Below are 24,085 nucleotides of genomic sequence, written 5' to 3'. Positions count from 1 at the left end.
AATCCTTTCCTACCAGCCGAACAGTTCCGAGTGGACGCGGTCGGCGGGAACCCCGGCCCGGCGTGCGCCCTCGAGCACCGCCCGGGTCCAGGTGTCGGGGCCGCAGACGTAGACGTCGTGGTCGGCGATGCCGGGAACGAGGCGGTGCAGCACCGCGTCGTCGGGCACGGGGGCGTAACCGGCGGGCAACCACGACGAGCGGTCGCGGGAACGCCGGCCGAGCAGGTAGTGGATCCGGACGCCGCGGCGCGCGGCCAGCTCCTCCAGTTCGTGGCGGAACAGCAGGTCCGCCGGGCGCCGGGCCCGGTAGAGCAACACCGCGTCGCCGGGCTGGTAAGGCAGTTCCGCCAGCAGCGCGCGCAACGGCGTGATTCCGATGCCGGACGCGAACATCGCCAGCTTCGATCCTTTTCGGACAGTGCCGGTGAGCCGGCCGTAGGGCCCTTCGAACAAGGCGCGGGTGCCGGGCTCCAAAGTGGCCAGGCGGCGGCTGCCGGGGCCGAGGTTCTTGGCCGTGATCCGCAGCCGGTCCCCGCCCGGGGCGGCCGAGAGGGAGAACGGCTTGCCACGTGTCCAACCCGGACCGGAGACGAACCGCCACACGAAGAACTGGCCCGCCGCCACGGAAAGCCGATCGAGGTGCCGGCCGCGCAGGTGAACCGAGACCACGCCCGGGCCTTCGCGCACGACCCGCTCGACGACGAGCCGGTGGCGAACGTTGAGCCACACCGGCCGCCCGAGCCGGAACACCAGCACCGCACCCGCCGCCGCGCCGTACGCGGTCCACCAGAAGGCGGTCGCCACGGGGGAGGCGGTGAAGTCGGCCCCGGTCCACAGCTGGTGCGGCAGCGCGAGCCCCGCGCCGAGGTAGGCGTAGAGGTGCAGCAGATGCCACGACTCGTAGCGCAGCCGGCGCCGTGCCGCACGGATCGACGTCACCGCCACCATGACCAGCGCGGCGGTTCCCGCGGTCGCGAGGAGCATGCCCGGGTAGGTGGTCACCAGGGTCCAGACCTCGGCCACGACGCCCGAGCGGTCGGTCGCGGCGTACCCGAGGCTGATCAGCACGAGGTGCGCGGCCAGCAGCACGATCGAGGCGAATCCGGCCAGCCGGTGCCGCCTGGCGAGCTCGTCCTGGCCGTAGCTGCGTTCCACCCAGGGGATCCGCGCCATCAGCAGCACCTGCAGCAGGAGCAGGTCCGCGGCCACCAGCCCGGTGAGCCGTCCGGCCGAGGTGAGGAACCCGGCGGGGGAGCCGAGGTCCTGCACGCCGCGGCCCGACACCCACAGCGCGGTCACGAACAGCACGCTCAGCCAGGCCGTCAGGCCCGCGGCGTCCCGCCACCACGCGCGGACCGAGCGTGGTCGCACGAGGCGGGGCACTGCGAGGGCGGTGGGCATGGGCTCTCCTGGAGGGTGATCGACTCGATCCACCCTTCCGAAGCGCGGTTAGCCCCCGACGTGACGAGGGTGAGAAGCAGGTAAGAGAAGGTCGGCTCCGACGGTGAAGCCGATCACGGCGCCGCCACCGGGGCGTGGCCCGGCGAAGACGGAACCGCCGTGGGCGAGGGCGATCTCGCGCACGATGGCCAGCCCGAGCCCGGATCCGGGCAGGCCACGCGCGGCGTCGGCGCGGTAGAACCGGTCGAACACCCGCGCCGCGTCGCCGTCGGCGATGCCGGGGCCGTGGTCGAGCACCTGCACCCGGCCGTCCCGGGCGACCACCTCGACCGGGCCCGTGGTGTCGAACTTGACGGCGTTCTCCAGCAGGTTCGACACGGCGCGCTCCAGCGCCTTCGGCTGGCCGGTGAGGGCACACCCGTCGGCGTCGACGCTGATGGTGCGGCCGGTCCGGCGGCGGACGCGGTCGGCTGCGCGCTCGACGATCTCGGCCAGGCCGACCGGTACCCGCTCTTCGGCTTCGTGGCGCTGGGTGGCGAGCTCGACGAGCTCGTCGACGAGGTGGGTCAGCTCGCGGGTCTCGCCGTCGACGTCGTCGAGCAGCCGGCCGCGGGCGTCGGGGCTCAGCTCGGCGAACCGGCGCAGGACGCTGGCGTTGGTGCGGAGACTGGTCAGCGGGGTCCGCAGCTCGTGCGCGGCGTCCTGGACCAGGCGCTCCTGGTCGGCGCGGGCGTCGGCGAGCCGGCCGAGCATCCGGTCGAACGACGTCGCGAGCCGCCCGACCTCGTCGCGGCCGCCGGCGGGGACCGCGATGCCGGTGAAGTCGCCGTCGCTGACCTGCTCGGTGACCCGGGTGAGCCGGACCAGCCGGCGGGTGATCTGCCGGGCGAGCAGCCAGCCGGCCAGTGCGGCCGCCAGCAGGACGAGGGCGCTGACGCCGGTGATCCGTGTCGCGAGTCCGCTGAGCACGCGCCGGGACTCGTCGACGTCGATGCCGAGCTGGATGGCGCCACGGCCGTCGCCGAGGGCCACGGTGATCACCCGGTAGTCGTCGGGGGCCACCGTGAGGTCCCGATAGCGGTGGTCGCCGGGCGCACCGGACGCGGCCAGCGCGCGGTCCTGGTCGTCGACGCCCAGCCGGACCGGGCGTCCGCCGATCGGGCGGACGACGCCGTCCGGGCTGATCGACTGGGCGACCATGGGCTGGGCCTCGTCGTGGTCGTTGTCCTCGGGACCAAGGAGGACGGGGTGCGGGGCGAGCAGCTGCGTCGCCCCGGCCGCAACGTCGGACGAGGTCGTCAGCAGCGACCGGTCGAGCTCGGCGTCGATCCGCTGCGAGGCGGCCTGGTAGCTGAAGACCCCGACCAGGATGGCCGCCGCCGCGCCGACGGCGGCGAACGCGATCGCCAGCTTGCTGCGCAGGTTCATGCCGGCCGCACCGAGTAGCCCACCCCACGCACGGTGTGGATCAGCTCCGTCGCGCCGGCCTGTTCCAGCTTGCGCCGCAGGTAGCCGATGTAGACGGCGAGGTTCTTGGAGTCCGCGCCGAACTCGTAGCCCCAGATCCGCTGGTAGATCGTGGCCCGGTCGACGACGATCCCGGCGTTGCGCACCAGCAGTTCCAGCAGGTCGAACTCGGTTTTCGACAGACTGATCTCGGTGCCCTGCCACCACACGCGCCGGGCCGCGGGGTCGACGGCCAGTTCGCCGAGCCGCAGGGAGCGCTGGGCGGCCGAGCCGGCCTCGGCCGAGCTGCGGCGCAGCAGTGCCCGCAGCCGGGCGAGCAGTTCGTCGAGGTCGAAGGGCTTCGGCAGGTAGTCGTCGGCTCCGGCGTCCAGCCCGGCCACCCGGTCGGGTGTTTCGACCCGGGCCGTGAGCATGAGGATCGGCGTCTGGTCGCCCTCGGCGCGCAGGACACGGCAGACCCCGAGCCCGTCGACGCCGGGCATCATGACGTCGAGGATCAGCACGTCGAAGCTGTCCCGGCGAGCGGTGGCCAGTGCGCTGACGCCGTCGGTGACCTCGGTGGTGCGATAACCCTCCAGGTCGAGCGCCCGCACGAGCGATTCGCGGATCGCCCGGTCGTCGTCGGCGAGCAGGACACGGTGCGGCATGCCGCCATCATGCCCGCGCGCCGGCCACGAACGCCCGCGCCTGCCCGGCCGTCAAGGGAGACGGTGAGAGAGGGCACGGCTGGCCCGGGACGCACGAAGCGGTCTCGCGGACCGTGCCCGTCAGGCCCGCCGTGGTTCCGCCTCCTGTCTGTCCTTCCCGGCGTGGGGGTGACGACCCCGCAGAACCTGGACAGGTAACGTGCGCGATAGTTAGTTTCAGTCAACTAAGTAATTTGAGAGGAACTCGTGCACGTCGCCGCCACCCGCTGGGGAGTGGTCCTGCCCACCTTCGACCCGTTCGGGGTGGGGGCGTTCCCGGTGGTCGACGGTGCTCGAGCCGCGGAGGAACTGGGGTTCGACACGGCCTGGGCCGGTGATCATCTCGTGTTCCACCCGCCGTTGCTGGAAGCCGCCTGTGCGCTGTCGGCGGCCGCGGCCGTGACGTCGCGGATCCGGCTCGGGTTCGGGGTGCTGTTGCTGCCGTTGCGGCAGCTGGTCTGGGCGGCCAAGCAGCTGACCACCATCGGTGCGCTCGCGCCGGGACGGCTCGTGCTGGGAGTCGGCGTGGGTGGGGAGCACCCTGCCGAGTTCGAAGCGGCGGGGGTGCCGCTCAGCGAACGGGGGAGGCGCCTGGACGAGGCGCTGCGGGTGCTCCCGGACCTGCTGCTCGGCAGGCCCGTCGGCCACGACGGCGAGTACCTGCGGATCACCTCGCCCGCTCTCGCCCCCGCCTTGCCCGCGTTGCCCCCCGTGGTGGTGGGCGGCCGGAGTGACGCGGCTCTGCGCAGGGCGGCGCGCCATGGAGACGGCTGGCTGGCGATGTGGCTCGGTCCCGACCGTATCGCCGAGTCCGCAGCCCGGCTGGACGCACTGGCAGCGCACTACGGCCGCCCGGCGCCCGAGGTGAAACTGCTGGTGATCGGAAACATCGACGAGGACGAGGACACAGCGCGGGAACAGACCGAGCGGCTGCTGTGGTCGCAGTACCGGCTGCCGCTGCGGGTGGTGGACCGGTGGAGCGTGTACGGGCCGGCGGAGAAGGTCGCGGCGCGGCTGGCGGAGTACCGGGCGGCCGGGGTGACCGAGTTCGCCCTGCTGCCGGCCGGGGACGACCCGCTCACCCAGTTCTCGCGGTGGGCGGAAGTGAGGGAAAGGGTGAACGGATGACTCGCGAAACGGTCATCACCGGTATGGGGGCGGTCACTCCCGTCGCGAACGATCGCGAGAACACGTGGAAGGCCCTGTGTGCCGGGCAGAGCGGGATCCGGGCGATCTCGCGGTTCGACGCCTCCGGACAGCCGGTGCGCATCGCCGCGGAGGTCCGCGACTTCGATCCCGAGTCCGTTCTGGACCACAAGCGGGCGCGCCGTTCGGCCCGGTTCTCGCAGCTGGCCGTCGCCGCCGCCCGGGAAGCGCTTGCCGACTCCGGCCTGGTGATCGGCCCCGACAACGCGACCCGCGTCGGCGTGGTCGTGAACACCGCGGTGGCCGGCATGGGCGAGATCGCCGGAAGTACGCACGTGCTCGCCGAGGCCGGGAGCCGCAAGGTGAGCCCCTACTTCGTGTCCTCGGTGATCCCGAACATGCCCGCGTGCGAGGTCGCGATGGACCTCGGCGCACACGGCCCGGTCACCACCGGAGCGCTGGCGTGCGCGTCCGGGAACTACGCGCTGCTGGAGGCCCGGCGGCTGATCCTCGCGGGCGAAGCGGACGTCGTGCTGGCCGGGGGAACGGATTCGGCGATCACTCCCGTGATGTTCGCCGGCCTGACGAACATGGGCGCGCTGAGCACCCGCAACGACGACCCGGAACGGGCGAGCCGCCCGTTCGACGCGGACCGCGACGGGTTCGTCTTCGGCGAAGGCGCGGTCATCCACGTGCTGGAGTCGGCGGAGCACGCGCGGGCGCGGGGTGCCCGTCCCTACGCGGCGGTCGCCGGGGGTGCGCTCACCTCCGACGCGTTCCACGTGAGTGCGCCGGAACCGTCCGGCACGTACGCCCAGGCGGCGATCCGCCAGGCGCTGCGCTCGGCCGGCCTCGACGCCGCCGACATCGGCTACATCTGCGCCCACGGCACGTCCACCCGCGCGAACGACCGGACCGAGACCCGGGCCATCCGGGCGGCGCTGGGCCGGCACGCGGACCACGTGCCGGTCAGCTCGCCCAAGTCGATGGTCGGGCACCTCATCGGCGCGGCCGGTGCTCTTTCGGTACTGACCTGCGCGCTGGCGATCCGGGACGGCCTCCTCCCGCCGACGATCAACCTGGACACCCCGGATCCCGAATGCGACCTGGACTACGTGCCGAACGTCGCCAGGCCCGCCCGTCCGAGTGCCGCGCTGGCGAACGCGTTCGGCTTCGGTGGCCAGAACTGCGTTGTCGTGCTCCAGGCCGTCTGACGCGCCGAAGTCGATCGGAGAAAGAGGAATGTCACACCCTGCCGGCTACGACCCGGACGCCTACCGCCGGGTCTTCGAGCGCACGTTCACCTACCTGGCGGGTTTCCGCCGCAACACCCACCGTTACGCCGAGCGCGTCGCGCTGCGGTGCCCGGACACCGGCCGCAGCTGGACCTACGCCGAGCTGGGCGCCACAGTGGACACTCTCGCCGCGGGGCTCGTCGCGGTGGGTGTCCAGCCGGGTGACGTGGTGGTCTACCAGCTGTACAACGGGCCCGAGTTCGCCTTCCTGTACCTGGCGACCCAGGCTTGTGGCGCGATCGGCGCACCGATCAACTTCCGGCTCGCCGGCGGGGAGACCGCCTACGTGCTCGACGACAGCCGTCCCAAGGTCTACCTCCACGACGCCGCGCTGACTCCCGTCGCGCGGCAGGCACTCGAACTCGCGCGGCACCGGCCGGACGTCGTGGCCGCCGTCGGCGGGCCCGGTGTGCCGGGTTCGCTGTCCTTGACGGACTTACTGGAGGCCGGCCGGGGCGGGGAACCACCGCGGCCGCGGGAGTGGATCTACGCGGAGACCACCCGGATGTACACCTCCGGCACCACCGGGATGCCGAAGGGGGTGCCGCTCAACAGCATGGCCGAGGTGCTCAGCGCGCACGACGTGATCATGCACTTCCCGCTCACGCCGGAGGACCGCACGTTGAACATGACGCCGTGGTTCCACCGCGGCGGGCTCTACTCGGGCGGCCCCAACCCGGTCTTCTACGTCGGCGCCGAAGCCGTGCCGATGCGCCAGTTCGACGCCGACGCCTGCCTGGACCACGTCGAGCGGTTCGGCCTGACGTTCCTCATCGGCGCGCCGGTCACCCTGGGCCGCCTCGCGGAGGCACAGCTGCGCCGGCCCCGTGACCTGTCCACCCTGCGGGGCATCGTGACCATGGGCGCGCCGCTGGAGCGGGAGGCGTGCCTGCGGTACCAGGAAGTGCTCACCCCGCGGATCTTCAACGGCTACGGCACCACGGAGGCTTTCTGGAACACGTTCCTGCGTCCGGCGGATCTTCCGGCGCACGCGGGTTCGGCCGGCCGCGCGTGCACGGACGACGACGTCGCCGTGGTCAGGGTGTTCGAGGACCGGCTCGCGCGGCCGGACGAGCTGGCCGCGAAGGACGGCACCGAGGTCGGCGAGGTGATCGTCCGGTCGCCCAAGTCCGGGCACACCTACTTCAACCAGGCGCAGGAGCGGGAAGCGCGGTTCCACGACGGCTGGCTCTACATCGGCGACCTCGCCACCTGGGACGAGCGGGAGTACGTGACCATCGTCGGCCGCAAGGACGACATGATCATCTCCGGGGGCGAGAACGTGCACCCCGCCCAGGTCGAAGAGATCCTCAACGAGCACCCGGCAGTGGCTGACGCGGCCGTCGTCGGCGTCCCCGACGAGCAGTGGGGCCAGCTCGTGGTCGCCTACGTGGTCGCGCGCACCCCCGGCCTGAGCGCCGGGGAGTGCGACAAGCACTGCCGTGACCACCCGATGCTGGCGGGCTACAAACGGCCGCGCGCGTACCGGTTCGTCGAGGCCCTTCCCCTCACCGCGACGGGCAAGAAGATCCACTACCAGGTCCGGGAGCAGGCGGCCCGGGACGCGGAAGCGGGGCTGCTGGAACGCCTGTGAGCCGCGCGGCCGCCGATACCGCACGGTCGTAGGTCATCCTCGTCCGTCGCGCAGGGCGGCCAGCTGGCGCTGTACCTCGGCCTCGTGCCGGTCGATGTCCTCCTTGGCACGGCGCGGGCTCCAGCGCCCGGCCATCACCAGGATCAGCGGCAGGAACACGACCTCACCGCCGACGCAGACCCACCACCAGTTCTGCCACTGTCCCGGGGTGACCTCGGCCGCCTGCGCGACCTCCTGGCCGTGTTCCTTCAGGAACGCCAGGTCCGCGGGCGGGACGGTGGCCACCTGCCGCAGCCGCGCGGTCGCCTCGGCCGGGGAGATCTTCTCCGCCGTGGCGATCTCGCCGACCGCCCTGGCGCCCGCGGCGGCGTCGGCGGGGTTCGCGGACAACGCGGCCTGCGTCGCGGGGTCGATCGCGGCGAGGGTGTGCAACTGCGGGGCGTACTTCGCGCTCAGCTCGGCGACCTGGGTGCCGTGCTCCACCAGCGGCGACATGGAGTTGACCACGAACGGCAGCACCCCGACCGACAGCGCGACCACGATGCGCACGATCCAGCCCCACACGGCGAGTCCGGTGGCGGTGAGCGCCGGATTGCGCCGCTCCACGGTTTCGGTGAAGCTCGCCATCCACGGCGCGTACGCGATGCCCATGAACACGGCGAGCAGGCTGATGATCCAGACGAACGTGTAGTACCCGGTATCGGGATGCGACGTGCGGGAGGCGAAGATCAGCGTCATCACGATCGCCCCGATCCCGCCGACGACCATGAACGGTTTGCGGACCCGGAGCGCGTCGGACGCGATGCCGACGAGGATCAGGGCGGCCGCGTCGAAGGCCCAGAACCAGTTGCCCAGCCCGTTGGCGTCGGCCAGGGAGAAGCCGAAGATGGTCGTGAAGTAGATGGTGAAGAAGCCGACCGCGGTGTAGTAGAGGATCAGGAACACCGCGATCGCGAACGCCGAGCCGATGATGTCCAGGTGCAGCATCTGCCGCCAGGGATGCCGCAGGCCCTCGTCGGCGTCGACGCCCCGGGCGCGGGCCTCGACCAGTGCGCGGTCGCGCATGCTGACCATGAGCTGGTCCCGCAGCCGTGGCGAAAGCTCCTTCAGGCCGAACAGCGCGACCACGAACATGACCAGGCCGACGATGCCGCAGATGACGAACTGGTCCTGCCACGCGGGCAGCGAACCCACGGTATGGCTGGAAACCTCCGCGAGCACGAGGCTGCCGACGACCGGCCCGAGCGTCCAGAATCCCATCGCCGACGCCCGGCCGAGCTGCGGGGAGAAGTCCCGCACGAGCGCGGGTGTCGCGACCAGGATGATGCCCTCGACGAACGCCACCAGCACGAACAGCACGGCGAAGACGGCGCCGTTGGGTGCGTTGGGCAGTCCGAACAGGACGAGCAGCCCGGTGACGGCGAGCCCGTAGACCACGAGGTTGGCCCGGCCCCACCGGTCGGCCAGCCCGGCGACCAGCGAGGCGAACGCGCCGATCAGGTTGCCGAGCGCGGTGATGTAGACGTAGGTGGAGAACGACAACCCGAAATGCGCCATGATGGCGGGGGAGACCGCGCCGGGGACGTACAGCTCGTAGTACAACACGATCGTCGCCAGCACCGCGATGGCCAGGCACGTCATGCGTCGTGCGGTGGCGGGGTAGTGGTCGAGCTGCCGGTGCCAGAGCAGCCGCGTCAGCGCGCCGTTCGCCGGCCGGTACTCGGTATCCGTGACGCCTGCGGTCATCACGACCGCCTCCTTCGGCTCGCTTCGTCGAGAACCTGGGTGCGTGCACGGCCGGGCCGGCACCGCCGCGAACAGCGGTTACGCTCGGCCTGTCCGTTCGTTGTGTCGGTTGTCCGCGGTCAAACGTACGAACGGGTACTTTAGAAGCGAGGGCTTGATGAAGCAAGAGGGTTCGCTGGCACGGACACACGAAAGCAACCCGGGTCTGCCGCGGGGCCGGGCGAGCCTGCCGGCCGACGCGGTCCGTGCCGCCCAGCGGGAGCGGCTCGTCCGCGCGATGATCGCCGTGTCCGCGGAGCGCGGGTACCTGCGCATCACGGTCGCCGACGTGGTGGCCAGGGCGAAGGTCTCCCGGGCGGCCTTCTACGCGCATTTCAGCGACAAGACCGACTGCCTGCTGGAGGCGACGCTGTACGGGCGCGGCCTGCTGATCGGCCACATCCGGGCGCAGACCGGCGCGCTGCCGGAAGAAACCCCGCCCGAGGAGGTGCTGCGCGTGGCGTGCCGGGCGTTCCTCGGGTTCCTCACCGACGAGCCCGAGTTCGCGCGCGTCTTCTACGTGGAGATGCCCAGCGCGGGCCCGCTCGCGCTCGGCCGGGGCATCGAGGCGCACCACGCGTACGCCCGGCTGAACGCGGCCTGGCACCGCCACGCCCGGCGGCTGGACCCGAGCTTGCCCGCCGTGCCGGACGAGGCTTTTCACGCCGCTGTCGGTGCGACAACCGAACTGGTGCGGGCGGCTGTGCACAGTGGACAGACGGCTTTGGGGGACTTGGAGGATACCTTGGTGGCTCTGCATCTGGCCTTGCTGGCGGGAAAGGTTTGGGCAGCCCCGCGTTCCTGATCAGAATGCCGGCTTTCCGGCCACGACGATCATCCGTCGGTGATCGGCCGTCAGCGGCTGTCCGTCCTCGCCGTGTCCGGCCACTGTGGTGAATCCCGCGGTGAGCAACCAGTCGCGTAGCTCGGGGAAGCCGAACAACCGTTTGACGAAGTACGTCCGGCGGGCTCGTCCGCCGCGGAGGACCGTTCGTTCTGCCTCGAGCCGGCCGGTCAAGGCGTTCAGGCGGTAGCGGTCGACGAGCATGTCACCGTCGTCTCGCGCTGCGACTACCCGCGACGGCGCGTACGAGGCGAGAAACGAGGTGAGGTTGTCCAAGTCCATCGCCAGCCGACCGCCTGGGCGTAGAGCTTCGACGATGCCGCGCAGGACGGCGTGGTTGGTGGGGTCGTCGAAATACCCGAACGCCGTGGACCAGTTGATCACCCGGTCGAACTGCGCTGTCCACGGAATCTGGCGCATGTCGCCGGCCACGTACTCGACGCTGACGCCGGCGGCAGCCGCGTCGGCGCGGGCCCGGTCGAGGAAGACCTCCGAGGAGTCAAGACCTGTGACCCGGCAGCCGCGCGCGGCCAGGCGATGGGCCAGGTCGCCGTGTCCGCAGGCGAGGTCCAGCACCCTCATGTTCGGTCGCAGATCCAGCAACCGCCACGCCAACTCCACAGCCGTCTCTCCCGAGAACGCAGCGGCGGGAACTGTCGGTCCTTGCCCAGGGAACTCGGTCGCGCCCCCGGGAGCAGCGAAGAAATGCAAGTAGTCCTCGTCGTACATTGCGGCTGCGTCGAACAGGTCGCTCATGCCGCGGAGACTAGAGATGATCACCGTTCAGGGCAATGACATTACCGGTTGCGATCCCGATGCCAGGGTTTCCACACGGCGATTGTTTTTCACGCGGTCACGGTCCCGACGGCGCATCGCCGGTTCACCGAGTGGACCCCGTCTGCACCAGGCCGTCCTGGTGGGGTACTGGCCCACAGTTCGGCCGCTCGCTGCTCGGGGTCGGCCACGTCGTCCGGTCCGGTCATGGGGTGAGTTTTCCTTCGTTGTCCGCGGTTGCACGGTCGAATGTCCATCACACCCTCGGTCCGCGGCGGGTTCCACCCTGATGATGTTGATCGCGCCGCCGAACGGGAAGGTGTGCACTTTCGGGCCGTTTCCTCGCTCCGACGGTCCTTTCAGCGTCGCAGCCGGGGTCGTCGACCACTGTGGGCGGAATCCCCGCTGTGGCGCCCGCTTCGGTGAGCTCACCGGTCTGTGCCTGCGCGTGGTGCCCGATCAGGGTGAAGCCTCGTGGTCGCAGGTCGGTCGGCTGGCCGGTGAGCCGGTCCATCGGCGAGGGTGGTCGCGGGTATCAGCGCTGCCGGTCCCGAAAGGATTGTCGTGGAGAGCGCGCGCAGATCGTCGAACGCTTGTGCCGGCTGAGCCGGTGATGCCCGCCCCGGCGGGCGCGGAGTTCCCGGCTGCCTCGACCCTGTTGATGAACGGCCTGACCGTGCGACTTGCCCTGAACGCGATCGCCGCACCGGCAGGAACAGGGCGCTCGACTGCTCGTTACTCAGCGGCACGTGTGCTGGCCTCCCGCAGCTCGGGCAGCGCTTGCCGGAGCACATCGAGCGGCAGCTCGACAGCCTGTTCTCCCGCCCGCACGTTACGCGGACGCGGAGCAGGAGGCCGGCCGTAGCCCGGCGTCGACACCCGCCGCGAGTTCGCACATCGACCAGAATTCGATGGCCATGTGCACCTTGTGTCCCTCGACGATCGGTGGCGGTGTCATCGCCGGATAGAGCGAGCCGAGTTTGACGGTGAAACCGTTCTCCAGCGGCTTGTACTGGTGGAATGCCAAAACATTGATTTCGGTGCCGTCGCCGGCCAGGCTCGTCGAGCCGGCCGTGAGGATCAGATATCCAGCTGCCGGCTCGACGGGAACCGGGATGGCCGGGTCCGCGATGAGGTGCATCTCGGTCGGGGCGCCGTACATGCCGAAAGTCTCCATCGCGTGCATGCCGTCGCCGTCTTCTTCGATGAAGTAGTGGTCTGGGTTGAGCAGGGCGTAGTCGCGGCTCAGGCTGGCCGGACCCAGCGCGCCATGGAGTTCCTCGATGGTCAGCCCTGTCACTGTGACATCGGCGGTGGCGAACTGCATGGGAGCGTTCTTCCCGGTCCCCGCGTTCACTGCCTTCCACATCCGGTCGGACGCCTGCAACAGGTCCCGGTAAAGATGTGTGATGCCGTCGACCCCGTACGACTGACGTGCGGTGATGCAGGCTGTGCGGGCGTCGGCGGCGTTCAGGAAGTCGATTTCTTCGTGGGTGAGCGGGCCACCGGCGTGTTCGATGGTGGCCCCGAGCCTCTTCATTTCGTGAAGCACATGGCGATGGCGGTCGTACTCCACCATGGCGAGCTGCTCACCGGACCAGGGACGGTTGTCGATCGAGCAGGCGATAGCGATGTCGGGCATACGGAGGCCTTTTCTGATGCGCCTTTTCACGGAGTGGTGGTGGGCGGCTTGTGTTCCCCGGGCTACGGGGTCGTCTGGAAGTCCTGGGTGCCGATGACGCGCAACAGTTCGAGCTTCTCGGCGGCGTCGGTGCCTTCGAGGGGGAAGAAGGCGAGGAGGTTGAGGTCGGCGTCGGGGGTGAGCATGACCTCGCAGTGCAGCTCGATCGTCCCCACCTCGGGGTGAACGACGCGCTTGAGGTCGGAGCGGCGGACGCCGACCTCGTGCCGATGCCACAACTCCCGGAACTCGGCGCTGGCCTCGCGCAGATCGTTCACCAGGGCAGTGACGTCCGCGTCACCGCCGCGTCGGGAGTAGGTGGCGCGCAGGTCGGCGACATGTACGGCGGCCAGCCGCGCCCAGTCTTCTTCGGGGACGTTGGCGCGTCCCGCCGGGTCGGTGAACATGCGCCAGATCATGTTGCTGTCGCGGCCCGGCGCGGTCTCCCCGTAGCCGAGCAAAGCAGTGAGCAGGGCGTTTTTCCACACGATCTCGCCGAGGTCGGTGTAGATGCAGACGGGCACATCGTCGAGGCGGCTCGCGAGGGCGATGAGCCCTGGTCGTACGTGCCGTCCGGCTCGGCGGGCAGGTGCCGAATATCCGGCGAGGTGGAGCAGGTGGTCCCGTTCGTCCAGATCACATCGCAGCGCACGGGCCAGAGCGGCCACGACGGATTCCGACGGGGCCGACCCGCGCTCCTGCTCGAGCCGGGCGTAGTGGTCCGTGGAGATGCCGGCCAGCTGCGCGACCTCTTCACGCCGCAGACCCGGTGTCCGACGGCGAGCACCGGCGGGCAGGCCGACGTCGGCCGGTCGCAGCCGTTCCCGCCTGCGACGGAGGAAGTCCGCGAGCCCGTGCCGGTCGATCATTCCTCCACTATCGCTTGCGTCAGGCTGGACAGCCAGGGAGGGCCTCTCCCTGGATACGCCGGGCCTGGTCGGCGTACGCGCAGCCGAAGAGGCTGATGGCATGACCGATTCACCTTCCGCGACGCTCCACACCCGCCGCCTCGGCCACAGCGGCCCGGCCGTCTCCTCGCCTGGTCTGGGCTGCATGGGCATGTCGGGCGCCTACGGGCACACTGATGACGACGAGAGTGTCCGCACCATCCATGCCTACCTCGATGCCGGCGGGACGCTGCTCGACACCGGGGACTTCTACGCCGCCGGCCACAACGAGCTCCTCGTCGGGCGTGCCCTGCGCGAGCGCAGCCGTGACGATGCCGTGCTCTCGGTGAAGTTCGGCGAGCTGCTCACCCCGGCCGGAATGCCGGCCGGGGTGAAGGACGCCCGCCCTGCTGCGGTGCGAAACTTCCTCACGTACTCGCTGCAGCGCCTGGGCACGGATCACGTCGACATCTACCGTCCCGCCCGGCTCGACCCCCGGGTGCCGATCGAGGATACGATCGGTGCGATCGCCGAGCTGGTCGAGCAGGGATACGTCCGGCACATCGGTCTGAGCGAGGTCGACTCCGACACCATTCGCCGTGCCGCGGCCGTCGCGCCGATCAGTGACCTGCAGATCGAGTACTCGCTGTTCAGCCGGGACATCGAGGACGACGTCCTCCCTGTCTGCCGCGAGCTCGGCATCGGCATCACCGCGTACGGAGTCCTGGCCAAGGGCCTCATCGGTGGCAGCGGCGCGACCGGCGGTGCCTTGCCGATGATGCCGCGATTCCAGCCCGGCAACCGCGAGCACAACGCTGCGCTGGTCTCCGGCCTGGCGGAGATCGCCGAGGCGAAGCACGCCACGCTTGCCCAGGTGGCCATCGCCTGGGTCGCCGCCCAGGGCGACGACATCGTCCCGATCGTCGGGTCGCGGCGACCTGGGCAGATCGAGACCATGGTCGCCAGCACGGCCGTCACGCTCGACCGTGAGGACCTGGTCCGCATCGACGAGCTCATCCCGAAGGGGGCCGCCAAGGGCACCCGCTACCCCGAACAGCACATGCCGGATCTCGGCGGCGAAGGCTAGCCCTGGTCGTCGTCCGTGAACGCCTCGCGGATCGAAGTACTCGGTCGCCTCACTGGCGACGAATGGACACGAGTGCCACGCCAGTGGTGTTCAGTTGGCGCGGCCGAGATGGCGCGCGATCACCATGCGCTGGATCTGGTTGGTGCCCTCGAGGATTTGCAGCGCCTTGGCGTCCCGCATCTGGCGCTCGACCGGGAAGTCCTTGGTGTAGCCACAGGCCCCGTGGACCTGGACCGCGTCAGTCGTCACCTTCATGGCGGCGTCGGTGGCGAGCAGCTTCGCGATCGACGCCTGTTGCGAGAACGGGAGGCCTCGATCGCGGCGCCGGGCCGCATCGAGCAAAGCTCCACGCGCGCCGGCCACGGCCGCGGCCATGTCCGCGAGCAGAAAGCCGAGGCCCTGATGTTCGATGATCGGCTTGCCGAAGGTCTCACGTTCCGTTGCGTATACCACCGAGTGATCGAGTGCCGCCTGGGCCAGTCCGACGGCGACGGCGGCGATTCCCAGCCGCCCGCTGTCCAGTGCCTCGAGTGCGATTCCCAGCCCCCGGCCGGCTCCGCCGACCAGCCGCTCGGCCTCGACGCGGATGCCGTCGAAGTCGACCGTGGCGGTAGCCGACCCGGCCAGGCCCATCTTGCGATCCGGCCGCCGCACGGAGAGGCCCGGCGAGTCGGCGGCGACCAGGAAGCAGGAGATGCCGTGTGAGCGATCCTCCGAGGTCCGGGCGAACACGGTGTAGAAGTCCGCGTCGCCGGCGTGGGTCACCCAGGACTTGCTGCCGGTGAGCTCGAACCCCTCCGGCGTGCGCCGGGCCTGCGACTGCATCGCCGCCGGGTCGGAGCCGGCGTGCTTCTCGGAGAGGCAGTAACCACCGAGCTGCCCGCCCGCCAGCATCCCGCCGAGCCAGCGTTCGCACTGGGCGCGCGTCCCCAGGGTGGCGAGCGGATAGCACGATGCGATGTGGACGCTGAGTCCGAGGCCGACGGCGGCCCAGGCGCCGCCTATCTCCTCGAGTGCCTGCAGGTAGACCTCGTAGGGCTGACCCGACCCACCGGCCGCCTTGGGGTAGGGCATGCCCAGGTAGCCGAGCTCGCCCAGCCGTCCGAACACATCCCGCAGCGAATCGGACTCGGATTCCTTGGCGGCTCGCGGCGTCAGCTCCTCCTGAGCGAAACGGCGGGCCTCCTCCACGATCGCGCCGGCTTCGGGGGTCGGCAGAAGTCTCTTCGCTGGCACAGTGCCGATGTTAGCGGCCGTTCTCCGCGCGAATGTCGATCACGCCCATTCTGTCCAAGTTTGAGACACACGGTGCTTCCGGGTCGCACCTATCATCCTCACAACGGTCGAGAAAGTCGCACAAGGTATGCAGGAAGGTGAGGCGTATGCCGGGTCAGCTCGAAGGAAAGGTTGCCGTCGTCACGGGAACCGGAAGGGGTATCGCCCGGAATGTCGCACTCCGGTACGCTGCCGAGGGCGCCAAGATCATCGGTTGCGATATCAACGAGGAAACAGCCGCCGAAACCGTCGAACTGGTCCGTGCGGCCGGTGGCGAGATGGAGGCGCTCTACCCGCTCGATCTCACGGTCGAGGAGAACGCGCATCGCCTCGCCGAATTCGCTGCCGAGACCTATGGCGGTATCGACATCCTCTACAACAGCGCGGCCCGATTCCGGATCGGCACGATCGAGGACATGTCGCTCGAGGACTGGAAGTTCTCGCAGGACAACGTTCTCACGCTACAGTATTTGGTCACCAAACACGTGATTCCGCACATGCGCAAGCGTGGTGGTGGCGCGATCGTATTCGTCGGATCGACGACCGGCATTCTGGGTGCGGGTTATCCCGGCAATCTGAGCTTCCTCCTGTCCTACTGCTGTGCGAAAGCCGCAATTCTGCGGATGACGGTCATCCTCGCCAACGAACTGGCCGAGATCGGGGTCCGGGTCAACTCGGTCACTCCCGGCGCGGTGGGCACCGAAGCCGGGATGGTGTTCTACGGTGAACCCGGCACGGAGAGCCGCCGGGTCTCGGAGCTCGGCACGCTGGTGCCGAGGCTGGGTGAGCCGGACGACATCGCCAACGCCGCGCTCTTCCTGGTGTCGCCCCAGGCGTCCTGGGTGACCGGCCAGAACCTGATCGTCGATGGCGGCTTGGTCGCCTCAGGCGGGATGGGCCCGGCGACGGCGGAGAACAAGGCGGCGATGGCGCCGGTCATCCAGCAGTTCTCCGTGGTCGACGACAAATGGACGACGAGCGGCGAACCGAAGCCCCGCCTCTGATCCTGCCGGTGCTCGTGTGGTCGAGAGTGGCTGCTGCCGGTTAGCATCCGACAGTCGTCACACGACGGTGGAGTTCGAGACCTGAGACAGGCCAACGAGGGTCTGCGGGGGGTATCTATGGCGAGAGTGGCTACCCAGCAGCGAACCATCGAGCTGGCTCGTCGGCGATTCCTGGCCGGCGAGGGCGCGGACGGTAGCGTTCGGGACACGATCCTGCGCTCGTGGACGCGGTGCAAGGCCGCCGGCGTCAACCCCGCGGGCCCGATCGAGCTTCCTCACCGTGGTCAGGTGGATCCGGACAGTGCGTTCCTTCGTGCGGTACGCGGCGTGGTCGAACCGATATTCGCCGAGATGCATACCGACGCCGTCGCGGTGCTCGTGACCGATGCCCAGGGCCAGCTGGTGGGGCGATGGGCGAGTGCCCGGCGCCTGCTCGTCGCGCTCGACAGCGTGGCCGCGGCACCCGGCTACGACTGCGGTGAGCAACTCGCCGGGACCACGGCGCTGGGCACGGTCCTCGAGGAACAACACCCCGTCGCCGTCCGGGGCGCGGAGCACTTCTCCGAGGTCTACCGCGATCTCTCCGCGTTCGGAGCGCCGATCATCCACCCCGTCTCCGGGACGCTGGAGGGAGCGATCGACTTCGTGTCCGCGACGAAGGATGCCTCCGAACTCATGATGCCGCTCGCCATCCGTGCGGCCAGTGAGATCGGGACACGCCTGCTCTCGGGCTATGCCGCAGCCGATCGGGCACTGCTCGACGGCTATCTCCGAGCGGATCGGCGCGGTTACCGTCGTCCGATCATCGCCGTGAACGATCGCCTGCTGATCGCCAATCCGCTGGCGACCGACCTCCTGGTCGGTGTCGATCGGCAGTTGCTGCAGGAGAAGATCGAACGTGCGCTGGCGGACGGCCGGCGGAAGGTCGTCCTCCGCGAGGGTGATCTGCCGGTCTACGCCACGATCCAGAAGATCGAGACCGCGGACAGTCTGGCGGGCGCGGTTGTGCAGCTGCGCACGGCCGAGGCCGAGTCGTCCCGGCGTACTCGCCGGCCCGCGGACTCGCGGCTGTCGGAGACGTTGCCGGGGAAGAGCGCGGTGTGGCGACGGTTTGTGCGGGAAGCCGCCCACGCGTGGGAGACCAGGCAGCACACGCTGCTCATCGGCGAGCCGGGCACGGGGAAGCTCACCTGTGCGCAACGGCTCTCGGCGGTCGCGAGCGGCACCGTGGAATCGGCTGTTGACCTCAGCGGGGTCGTCAGCCGATCGCCAAGCTCCTGGCTCGCCGAAATCGCCGCACGAGCCGCGAACAGCGCTGCGCCACTGGTACTGACACACCTGGACAAAGCCGACGAGCCCGCGCTCGCGGCGCTTTGTTCCTGGATGGACGGTCTCGGCGATCAGGCGTGGATCATCGGGACGTTCGCCATCGACGCACGTCGTCCCACCGCGCCCGCATCGCTGGCCGCACGCTTTCCTCATGTGCTCGAGGTGCCTCCGCTACGCGACCGGCCCGAGGACATCCCGGAACTTGTCGCGACCATTGCCGGCACCACGGGATCCGCCGGCCTTCGTGTCGATGACGCGGTCAAGCGAACGCTGTCCTCATTCGACTGGCCCGGAAACATCCGTCAACTCGAGCGCATCGTCAACGCGGCCCGCCGGGCCGGTGACGGCGCTCGGATCCGGGTCGCTGACCTGCCTTTGCAGTTCAGAACGCCGAGGCACAAAAGGGCGCTGACGAGGCTGGAACAGGTCGAGCGGGACGCGGTCATCGCGGCACTGCAGGCCGCGAACGGCAACAAGAAGGCCGCCGCGGCCGATCTCGGGATCTCGAGGGCGACGCTCTACCGGCGCCTGGTCGTGCTGGATCTGGTGTAACCAGAGGGCCGATCACGCCTGACCCCGGTGCCCGGTCGCCGCCGGTGAGCCTTCGTGTCCATTGATGAGACACGCGTACCCCTTTCAGCGCGCTTATTCTTTCTTCAGCGCGGGCCTCAGCGCCCCGAATCGACACTCATCCGAGAACAGCGCCTGAAGGGACAATGTGTTGGAGCGGAGGATCGAGTTTCAAAGCGAGGGAGACACGATCGTCGGTACCTTCTACCGGCCGGACGGCCGCGAGGGTCCATTGCCGACGGTGATCGGTGCCGGCGGCTGGTGTTACACCAAGGAGATCGTGCTCCCGCACGTTGCCCGGATCGTCGGGCGGGACGACGTACAGTTCCTGGCTTTCGACTACCGCGGCTTCGGAGAGAGCGGGGGAGAGCGCAGGCAGCACATCGATCCGTGGGCCCAGATCCAGGACTACCGGAACGCCGTGACCTTCGCGGAGCGGCTGGACGAGGTCGACGAGAATGCGCTGGGCGCGTTCGGCATCTCCTACAGCGGCGGTCACGTCCTGATCCTGGCGGCGATCGAGCCGCGCCTCAAGGCCTTCGTGTCCGTGCTCCCTGTCGTCGACGGGTATACCACCCTGAAACGCTGCCACGGTGAGATCGACTTTCGGCTGCTCGAGAACGACCTCCTCCAGGATCTTCGGGACCGTTTCGACGGAAAGGGTGGCACGAAAGCCATGTCGTCGCCGGCACCGCACGAGGACCGGCCGACCTGGCCTTATCCGCAGGCGTACGAAGTGTTCAAGGTGCTCAAGGAGACGGAAGCGCCACTGCACGAGCACTGGAGTACCACCGAGTCCACGCAGCACCTCCTCACCTACAGCGTTTTTCCCTACCTGCCAAGGATCGTCGAGCGCTCTGTGATGATGATCGTCGTCTCGGGTGACAACATCACCTCGGTCGACCTCGAAGTCGATGCGTTCAACCGCATCCCGTCGCCTGACAAGTCGCTCAAGGTGCTCCCTGCCGCGGGGCACATGAGTCTCTACTCGGACCGTCGTGACACGAACGTCGCCGCGGCTCACACGGCAGAGTGGTTCAAGAGCAAGTTGACGCCGTCCTTCGAAAACGCGTGAGGCGTGCACGATGACCGGCTTGAAATATCTGAAAGTCACCGTCGCGGACAGGATCGCGACCGTTCTGCTCAACCGTCCTCCGGTGAACGCCGTGACGCAGGAGATGTATCGCGAGATCACCGAGTTCTTCTCCACCGCCGATGAGCTCGCCGACGCCGTCGTGCTGTCGGGGGCGGGTAAGCACTTTTGCGGTGGAAACGACCTCGGCGAGTTCGCGACGTTGACTCCGGACAACGCCGATGCCCGGATGAAGGTCGTCCGTACGGCCTTCTTCGCAATCCAGGATTGCGCCGTCCCGGTCGTCGGAGCGGTCAACGGCACGGCGGTGGGTACCGGGCTGGCGATCGCGGCGTCCTGCGACTTCGTGATCGCCGCCGACGACGCGCGCATCGGCACCCCCGAGATCGGCGTCGGAGTGATGGGGGGAGCCCGGCATCTCGCCCGTCTGGTGCCGCAGCCGTGGGTCAGGTGCCTGTATCTCACCGGGGACCCCCTGCCCGCGACGGCTGCCCGGGCGCTGGGCGGGATCGTCGACGTGTGCCCGCCGGAGGACCTGATCGAGACCGCACTTGGCTGGGCGAAGCGGATAGTGCGCCACAGCGGCGCCGCGATCCGGATGGCGAAGCGATCTCTCAAGGAGATCGAGACCATGGACCTCAAGGCGGGGTACACCTACGAGCAAGGACTGACCAGGGAGTTCTCCGGGCACCCGGACTCCCAGGAGGCCGTCCGCGCCTTGCTCGAACGCCGCCCGCCCGAGTTCGGGCAGGTCACATGACGTCCCCTGCCTCGGTCGAGCCGCAGGCGCTGGAGGCATATCGGAACAGCGCGCGAACCTGGCTCGCGGACTTCGCGCCGCCCCCGCTTCCGCAGGATTACCGGCTTCGGACCGGCGCACTCCGGGAGTGGCACAGCACCCTGTACCGATCGGGCTGGGTGGGCATCGACTGGCCATCGGAACATGGCGGACAGGGACTTTCGCTCGAACACGCCCTGATCTTCATCGAGGAGTCCGCCCGTGCCGGGGCTCCCCAGCCCTTCGGGGCGATCGGCTTGCATGTCGTCGGGCCGACCCTGCTCAGGTATGGGACCAGGCAGCAGCTGGAGCGCTTTGCCGAACCACTGTTGTCGGGCGCGGAGACCTGGTGTCAGGGTTTCTCGGAACCCGATGCCGGCTCGGACCTGGCATCTCTGCGCACACGCGCTGTCGTCGAAGACGACGGGTTCGTGCTCACGGGTCAGAAGATCTGGACCAGCTGGGCGGACGACAGCGATTGGTGCGCCGTGCTCGCCCGGACAGATCCTGATCGGCCCAAGCACAAGGGCATCAGCTACCTGCTGGTGGACATGCACGCGCCGGGGGTCACCGTTCGCCCGATCACCCAGATCACCGGCGACGCCGAGTTCTGCGAGGTGTTCTTCGAAGACGTCCGGGTTCCGCGCTCGAACCTGTTGGGACCTCTCCACGGCGGATGGGAACTGGCGATGCACACCCTGGGCCACGAGCGCAGCGGATACGCGCTGCGGCGTCGTGCCGAGCTCGAGGTCTCCTACCGGAATCTGCTGGACGCGATTCGCCGGGAAGGTTCGGGCTCCGACGTGGCCGCGGAAATCGGCACCGCCTACGTCACCTTGAGTGGCCTGTCGGCACTTTCGCGTCGCGCCGTGCGGCGAGCACGAAACGCGGAGGTACCTTCTCCGCTGGACTCGGTCGACAAGCTGGCTCTCGCGAAGGGCGAGCAGCAGCTGTTCGGCACGGCACTGGATCTGCTGGGTTCGCATCGAGCGGCCCCCCTCACCCGCGGCACATCGCTCGACGGAGCGCAGATTGTCAAGGACTACCTGCACGGTCGCGCCGCCTCTGTCTACGGCGGCTCCGAGCAGATTCAGCTGACGATCGTCGCGGAACGGCTGCTCGGACTTCCCAGGGCGAGGTGATCGAGATTTCTGGAAATGACTTTGCCAGGGAGTTCGAGACCGCGGCCGTGGAGTTGCTGGAAGCCCAGCTGGCCCGCGCCCCGATTCGCGAAGAGCTGGAACAGTCGGGATGGAGCGAGTCGCTGTGGACCTCGCTGGTCGACGCGGGCTGGTTGGACGTCATGCTCCCGCGCAACCTCGGCGGACTTGGCCTGGGGCTCCAGGACATGGCGGGGGTCTTCACCGCCGTGGGCAGATACCTGGTCCCGGGTCCGGTTTTCGACAACGCCGTGGCGGCACCGCTCGTGGTGAGCCGGGCAACCAGAGCGGAGCACTTGTCGAACCTCATCGCCGGCCGGACGAGAATCTCGCTGGCTGACGGCGCGGCCGGCGGCCAGGCCGCGGGCACCAGGCCGGCTGTCCGCAACGGCCGGCTCTTCGGGGCGGTGGATCTGGTACGGCTCGGTGGGGTCGTCGACCATCTCCTGGTCGTCGTCGAGGACCCGGAACCCACGCTCGTACTGGCCGATGTGGCCGCGACGGGGCTGACCCTCCACCGTCGTCACTCGTTCGACCCGTATGTCGAATGCGCGTCGGTCGGTTTCGACGGCGCGGAGTTCGAGCCGCTCTTCGAGGACTGTCCGGAAGACAGGGCACGTGCGGCGGCCGGTATCGCCGAACTGCGTGATGCCGCACGCCTGTTGTTCGCGTGTGAAACGGCAGGGAATGCGCGACACATGTTGGATCGCGCAGTCCTCTATGCGAAGGAACGGGAGCAGTTCGGCAGGCCGATCGGAGCGTTCCAGTCCATTCAGCATCTCCTGGCGGGCCTGGCGACCAAGCAGACGACTTTGGAGGCGGCATGTGAGCAGGGCCTCGGCTCATGGTATTCGGAACCTTCCCGCCGCTATGTCGACGCCGCGACGGCCAAGGCGATCGCGGCCGAGGTGGGTCGTGCGGTGGGGGAGGGTGCCCTGCAAGTACACGGCGGCATCGCTTTCACGCGTGAGTTCCCGCTTCATCGGTGGCATGTGCACGCTCTCGGACTGCAGGGTCTCTACGGCGACCAGCGTGCGATAGCGACAGAGCTGGGGAACCTTCTCGTCGGCACGGAGTTCGCGCTCTGGTAGCCCGGCGACTCTACAAGGGAGTGGAGAGGTAAATGATCGAGTTCGGCCTGTTGTACGATTGGCGCAACCCGCCTCGCCCGGAGTGGTTCACACCATGGCAGCAGTTCTACCGGGAAGGCTTCGAGCACATCGCCGAGATGGAGCGCCGGGGTGTGGACATCATCAGTTTTGGCGAGCATCACGGGGATGTCGACGGCTTCAATCCCCATATCGTGGAATCGCTGGTCATGGCGGCGGAGCGGACCAGCCGGGTGTCACTCGGCACGAACATCATCCAGTTGCCCTATTACCACCCGGTCATGCTGGCCGAGCGGCTGGCATTCGTCGACATCATTTCCGGGGGCCGGCTGAAGGCATTGGGGCTGGGGCAGGTCGGCTCGCCGTGGGACGTCGAGATGGAGATGCTCGGCGTGAACACGAAGCACCGGCCGAGCCTCCTGGAAGAGGGGCTCGAGCTGCTGCACCGCTGCTGGACGGAAGATGAGCCCTTCGACTACGAGGGAAAGCGGTACCAGGGCAAGCACATCACGATAACCCCGAAGCCCCTGCAGAAACCGTGTCCTGGCATGCAGGTCGTCGGGGTGAGTGAGCAGTCGGCCGATCGCGTGGCACGCATGGGGTTCGATGTGGGCGGACCCGGCGGCTTCTTCGACGGCCTGACCTCGAAGGAGCGGTGGGACGCCTGGTTGCCCATGTGGCAGAACGTGTGCGCCCGCCACGAACGCGACCCCGACGATGTGACCATCTCGGTGTTCGGACAGTGTTTTGTCACCGACGACCCGGAGCGTGCGGCCGCACTTCACGGTGACGCGGTCGAATACTGCTTGACCTGGGAGTCGCGGCCGTCGATCCACGTGTACTCGGACGAGAGCCTCCGCCACGGCGGCGACAAGGGATTGATCACGGGTCTCGATCTGCGGAAGACCTTCATGACGCCGGAGGAGGCGATTGCCGAGTTCCGCGCCACCCACGAGAAGCGGGCTCCCGACCAGTTCCTGCTGATCGCGACACGCCCGGGGATGACGTGGGAACAGGCTGCCGAGTATCACGGCAACTTCGTCGACAAGGTCCTGCCCCACCTCCAGGATCTGCCGACTCGTCGCTCGTCGGCCAGTCGATGATCGCGCTGCCGACGGGG

20 protein-coding genes are annotated in these 24,085 nt (G+C 69.0%); 12 read left to right on the top strand and 8 right to left on the bottom strand.

Annotation, left to right across the window (positions count from 1 at the left end; translation table 11 throughout):
• Positions 1-9 precede the first annotated feature (9 nt).
• From FHX82_RS35260 to FHX82_RS35250, 3 genes are read right to left on the bottom strand one after another with little or no spacing between them, the layout of a single operon-like run.
• Positions 10-1,401, bottom strand: coding sequence for a ferredoxin reductase family protein (locus tag FHX82_RS35260; protein WP_145933662.1), 1,392 nt, complete (start codon positions 1,399-1,401; stop codon positions 10-12).
• Between the two features lie 48 nt (positions 1,402-1,449).
• A complete protein-coding gene (locus tag FHX82_RS35255) occupies positions 1,450-2,829 on the bottom strand; it encodes a HAMP domain-containing sensor histidine kinase (RefSeq protein ID WP_145933661.1) in 1,380 nt (459 codons plus the stop codon).
• Positions 2,826-3,515 (bottom strand): response regulator transcription factor, encoded by a 690-nt coding sequence (locus FHX82_RS35250; protein WP_145933660.1) that lies wholly within the window; start codon positions 3,513-3,515, stop codon positions 2,826-2,828. Before FHX82_RS35250 ends, FHX82_RS35255 begins: the two co-directional genes overlap by 4 nt.
• A 246-nt stretch (positions 3,516-3,761) precedes the next feature.
• Here FHX82_RS35250 and FHX82_RS35245 point away from each other — a divergent pair, with 246 nt between their 5' ends.
• From FHX82_RS35245 to FHX82_RS35235, 3 genes are read left to right on the top strand one after another with little or no spacing between them, the layout of a single operon-like run.
• Positions 3,762-4,682, top strand: a complete 921-nt coding sequence (locus FHX82_RS35245; RefSeq protein ID WP_221216938.1) for an LLM class flavin-dependent oxidoreductase — start codon at positions 3,762-3,764, stop codon at positions 4,680-4,682.
• Positions 4,679-5,914 (top strand): beta-ketoacyl-ACP synthase II, encoded by a 1,236-nt coding sequence (gene fabF / locus FHX82_RS35240; RefSeq protein WP_145933659.1) that lies wholly within the window; start codon positions 4,679-4,681, stop codon positions 5,912-5,914. Before FHX82_RS35245 ends, fabF begins: the two co-directional genes overlap by 4 nt.
• Before the next feature lie 28 nt (positions 5,915-5,942).
• The gene (locus FHX82_RS35235) at positions 5,943-7,589 is read left to right on the top strand and encodes a class I adenylate-forming enzyme family protein (protein ID WP_145933658.1); all 1,647 of its coding nucleotides are present in this window, start codon (positions 5,943-5,945) and stop codon (positions 7,587-7,589) included.
• Between the two features lie 33 nt (positions 7,590-7,622).
• Here the strand turns inward: FHX82_RS35235 and FHX82_RS35230 are convergent, their stop codons facing one another.
• Positions 7,623-9,335 carry an MFS transporter gene (locus FHX82_RS35230; protein WP_145933657.1) on the bottom strand — a complete coding sequence of 571 codons (1,713 nt, stop codon included), beginning with the start codon at positions 9,333-9,335 and terminating at the stop codon, positions 7,623-7,625.
• A gap of 157 nt (positions 9,336-9,492) precedes the next feature.
• Between FHX82_RS35230 and FHX82_RS35225 the strand changes: the two genes are divergently transcribed.
• Entirely contained in the window at positions 9,493-10,179 is a 687-nt protein-coding gene (locus FHX82_RS35225) for a TetR/AcrR family transcriptional regulator (RefSeq protein ID WP_145933656.1), read from the top strand.
• On the opposite strand, the gene FHX82_RS35220 is transcribed toward FHX82_RS35225, so the two are convergent.
• The 3 genes from FHX82_RS35220 to FHX82_RS35210 all read right to left on the bottom strand — a co-directional run bounded on the left by FHX82_RS35220 (position 10,180) and on the right by FHX82_RS35210 (position 13,542).
• Positions 10,180-10,974 (bottom strand): class I SAM-dependent methyltransferase, encoded by a 795-nt coding sequence (locus FHX82_RS35220; protein WP_145933655.1) that lies wholly within the window; start codon positions 10,972-10,974, stop codon positions 10,180-10,182. It abuts the gene before it with no gap.
• A gap of 850 nt (positions 10,975-11,824) precedes the next feature.
• Positions 11,825-12,634 carry a hypothetical protein gene (locus FHX82_RS35215; protein WP_145933654.1) on the bottom strand — a complete coding sequence of 270 codons (810 nt, stop codon included), beginning with the start codon at positions 12,632-12,634 and terminating at the stop codon, positions 11,825-11,827.
• Positions 12,635-12,696: 62 nt separating this feature from the next.
• Positions 12,697-13,542 (bottom strand): helix-turn-helix transcriptional regulator, encoded by an 846-nt coding sequence (locus FHX82_RS35210; protein WP_145933653.1) that lies wholly within the window; start codon positions 13,540-13,542, stop codon positions 12,697-12,699.
• A 184-nt stretch (positions 13,543-13,726) separates the two neighbouring features.
• Here FHX82_RS35210 and FHX82_RS35205 point away from each other — a divergent pair, with 184 nt between their 5' ends.
• The gene (locus FHX82_RS35205; RefSeq protein ID WP_221216937.1) at positions 13,727-14,647 is read left to right on the top strand and encodes an aldo/keto reductase; all 921 of its coding nucleotides are present in this window, start codon (positions 13,727-13,729) and stop codon (positions 14,645-14,647) included.
• Between the two features lie 90 nt (positions 14,648-14,737).
• Here the strand turns inward: FHX82_RS35205 and FHX82_RS35200 are convergent, their stop codons facing one another.
• Positions 14,738-15,883: an acyl-CoA dehydrogenase family protein gene (locus tag FHX82_RS35200; RefSeq protein ID WP_145933651.1), complete on the bottom strand. Its 1,146-nt coding sequence runs from the start codon at positions 15,881-15,883 to the stop codon at positions 14,738-14,740.
• A 146-nt stretch (positions 15,884-16,029) separates the two neighbouring features.
• Between FHX82_RS35200 and FHX82_RS35195 the strand changes: the two genes are divergently transcribed.
• The 7 genes from FHX82_RS35195 (at position 16,030) to FHX82_RS35165 (ending at position 24,068) form a co-directional block, all read left to right on the top strand.
• Positions 16,030-16,926 (top strand): SDR family NAD(P)-dependent oxidoreductase, encoded by an 897-nt coding sequence (locus tag FHX82_RS35195; protein WP_183177034.1) that lies wholly within the window; start codon positions 16,030-16,032, stop codon positions 16,924-16,926.
• 126 nt (positions 16,927-17,052) lie between these two features.
• Entirely contained in the window at positions 17,053-18,807 is a 1,755-nt protein-coding gene (locus FHX82_RS37935; protein ID WP_183177033.1) for a sigma-54-dependent Fis family transcriptional regulator, read from the top strand.
• 169 nt (positions 18,808-18,976) lie between these two features.
• The gene (locus tag FHX82_RS35185; protein ID WP_145933648.1) at positions 18,977-19,900 is read left to right on the top strand and encodes an alpha/beta hydrolase; all 924 of its coding nucleotides are present in this window, start codon (positions 18,977-18,979) and stop codon (positions 19,898-19,900) included.
• 10 nt (positions 19,901-19,910) lie between these two features.
• Complete coding sequence (locus tag FHX82_RS35180) at positions 19,911-20,678, top strand: enoyl-CoA hydratase-related protein (RefSeq protein WP_145933647.1); 768 nt, start codon at positions 19,911-19,913, stop codon at positions 20,676-20,678.
• Entirely contained in the window at positions 20,675-21,838 is a 1,164-nt protein-coding gene (locus FHX82_RS35175; RefSeq protein ID WP_145933646.1) for an acyl-CoA dehydrogenase family protein, read from the top strand. The genes FHX82_RS35180 and FHX82_RS35175 overlap by 4 nt, the downstream gene beginning before the upstream one ends.
• Complete coding sequence (locus FHX82_RS35170; protein WP_183177032.1) at positions 21,835-22,947, top strand: acyl-CoA dehydrogenase family protein; 1,113 nt, start codon at positions 21,835-21,837, stop codon at positions 22,945-22,947. The genes FHX82_RS35175 and FHX82_RS35170 overlap by 4 nt, the downstream gene beginning before the upstream one ends.
• Before the next feature lie 32 nt (positions 22,948-22,979).
• The gene (locus tag FHX82_RS35165) at positions 22,980-24,068 is read left to right on the top strand and encodes an LLM class flavin-dependent oxidoreductase (RefSeq protein ID WP_145933644.1); all 1,089 of its coding nucleotides are present in this window, start codon (positions 22,980-22,982) and stop codon (positions 24,066-24,068) included.
• The last annotated feature ends 17 nt before the right edge of the window (positions 24,069-24,085 follow it).

The organism is Amycolatopsis bartoniae (assembly GCF_014191255.1).
Taxonomy (GTDB): Bacteria; Actinomycetota; Actinomycetes; order Mycobacteriales; family Pseudonocardiaceae; genus Amycolatopsis_E; species Amycolatopsis_E bartoniae.
The sequence above is the reverse complement of the archived record's forward strand: the minus strand, read 5'-3'. Positions and strand labels throughout refer to the sequence as shown.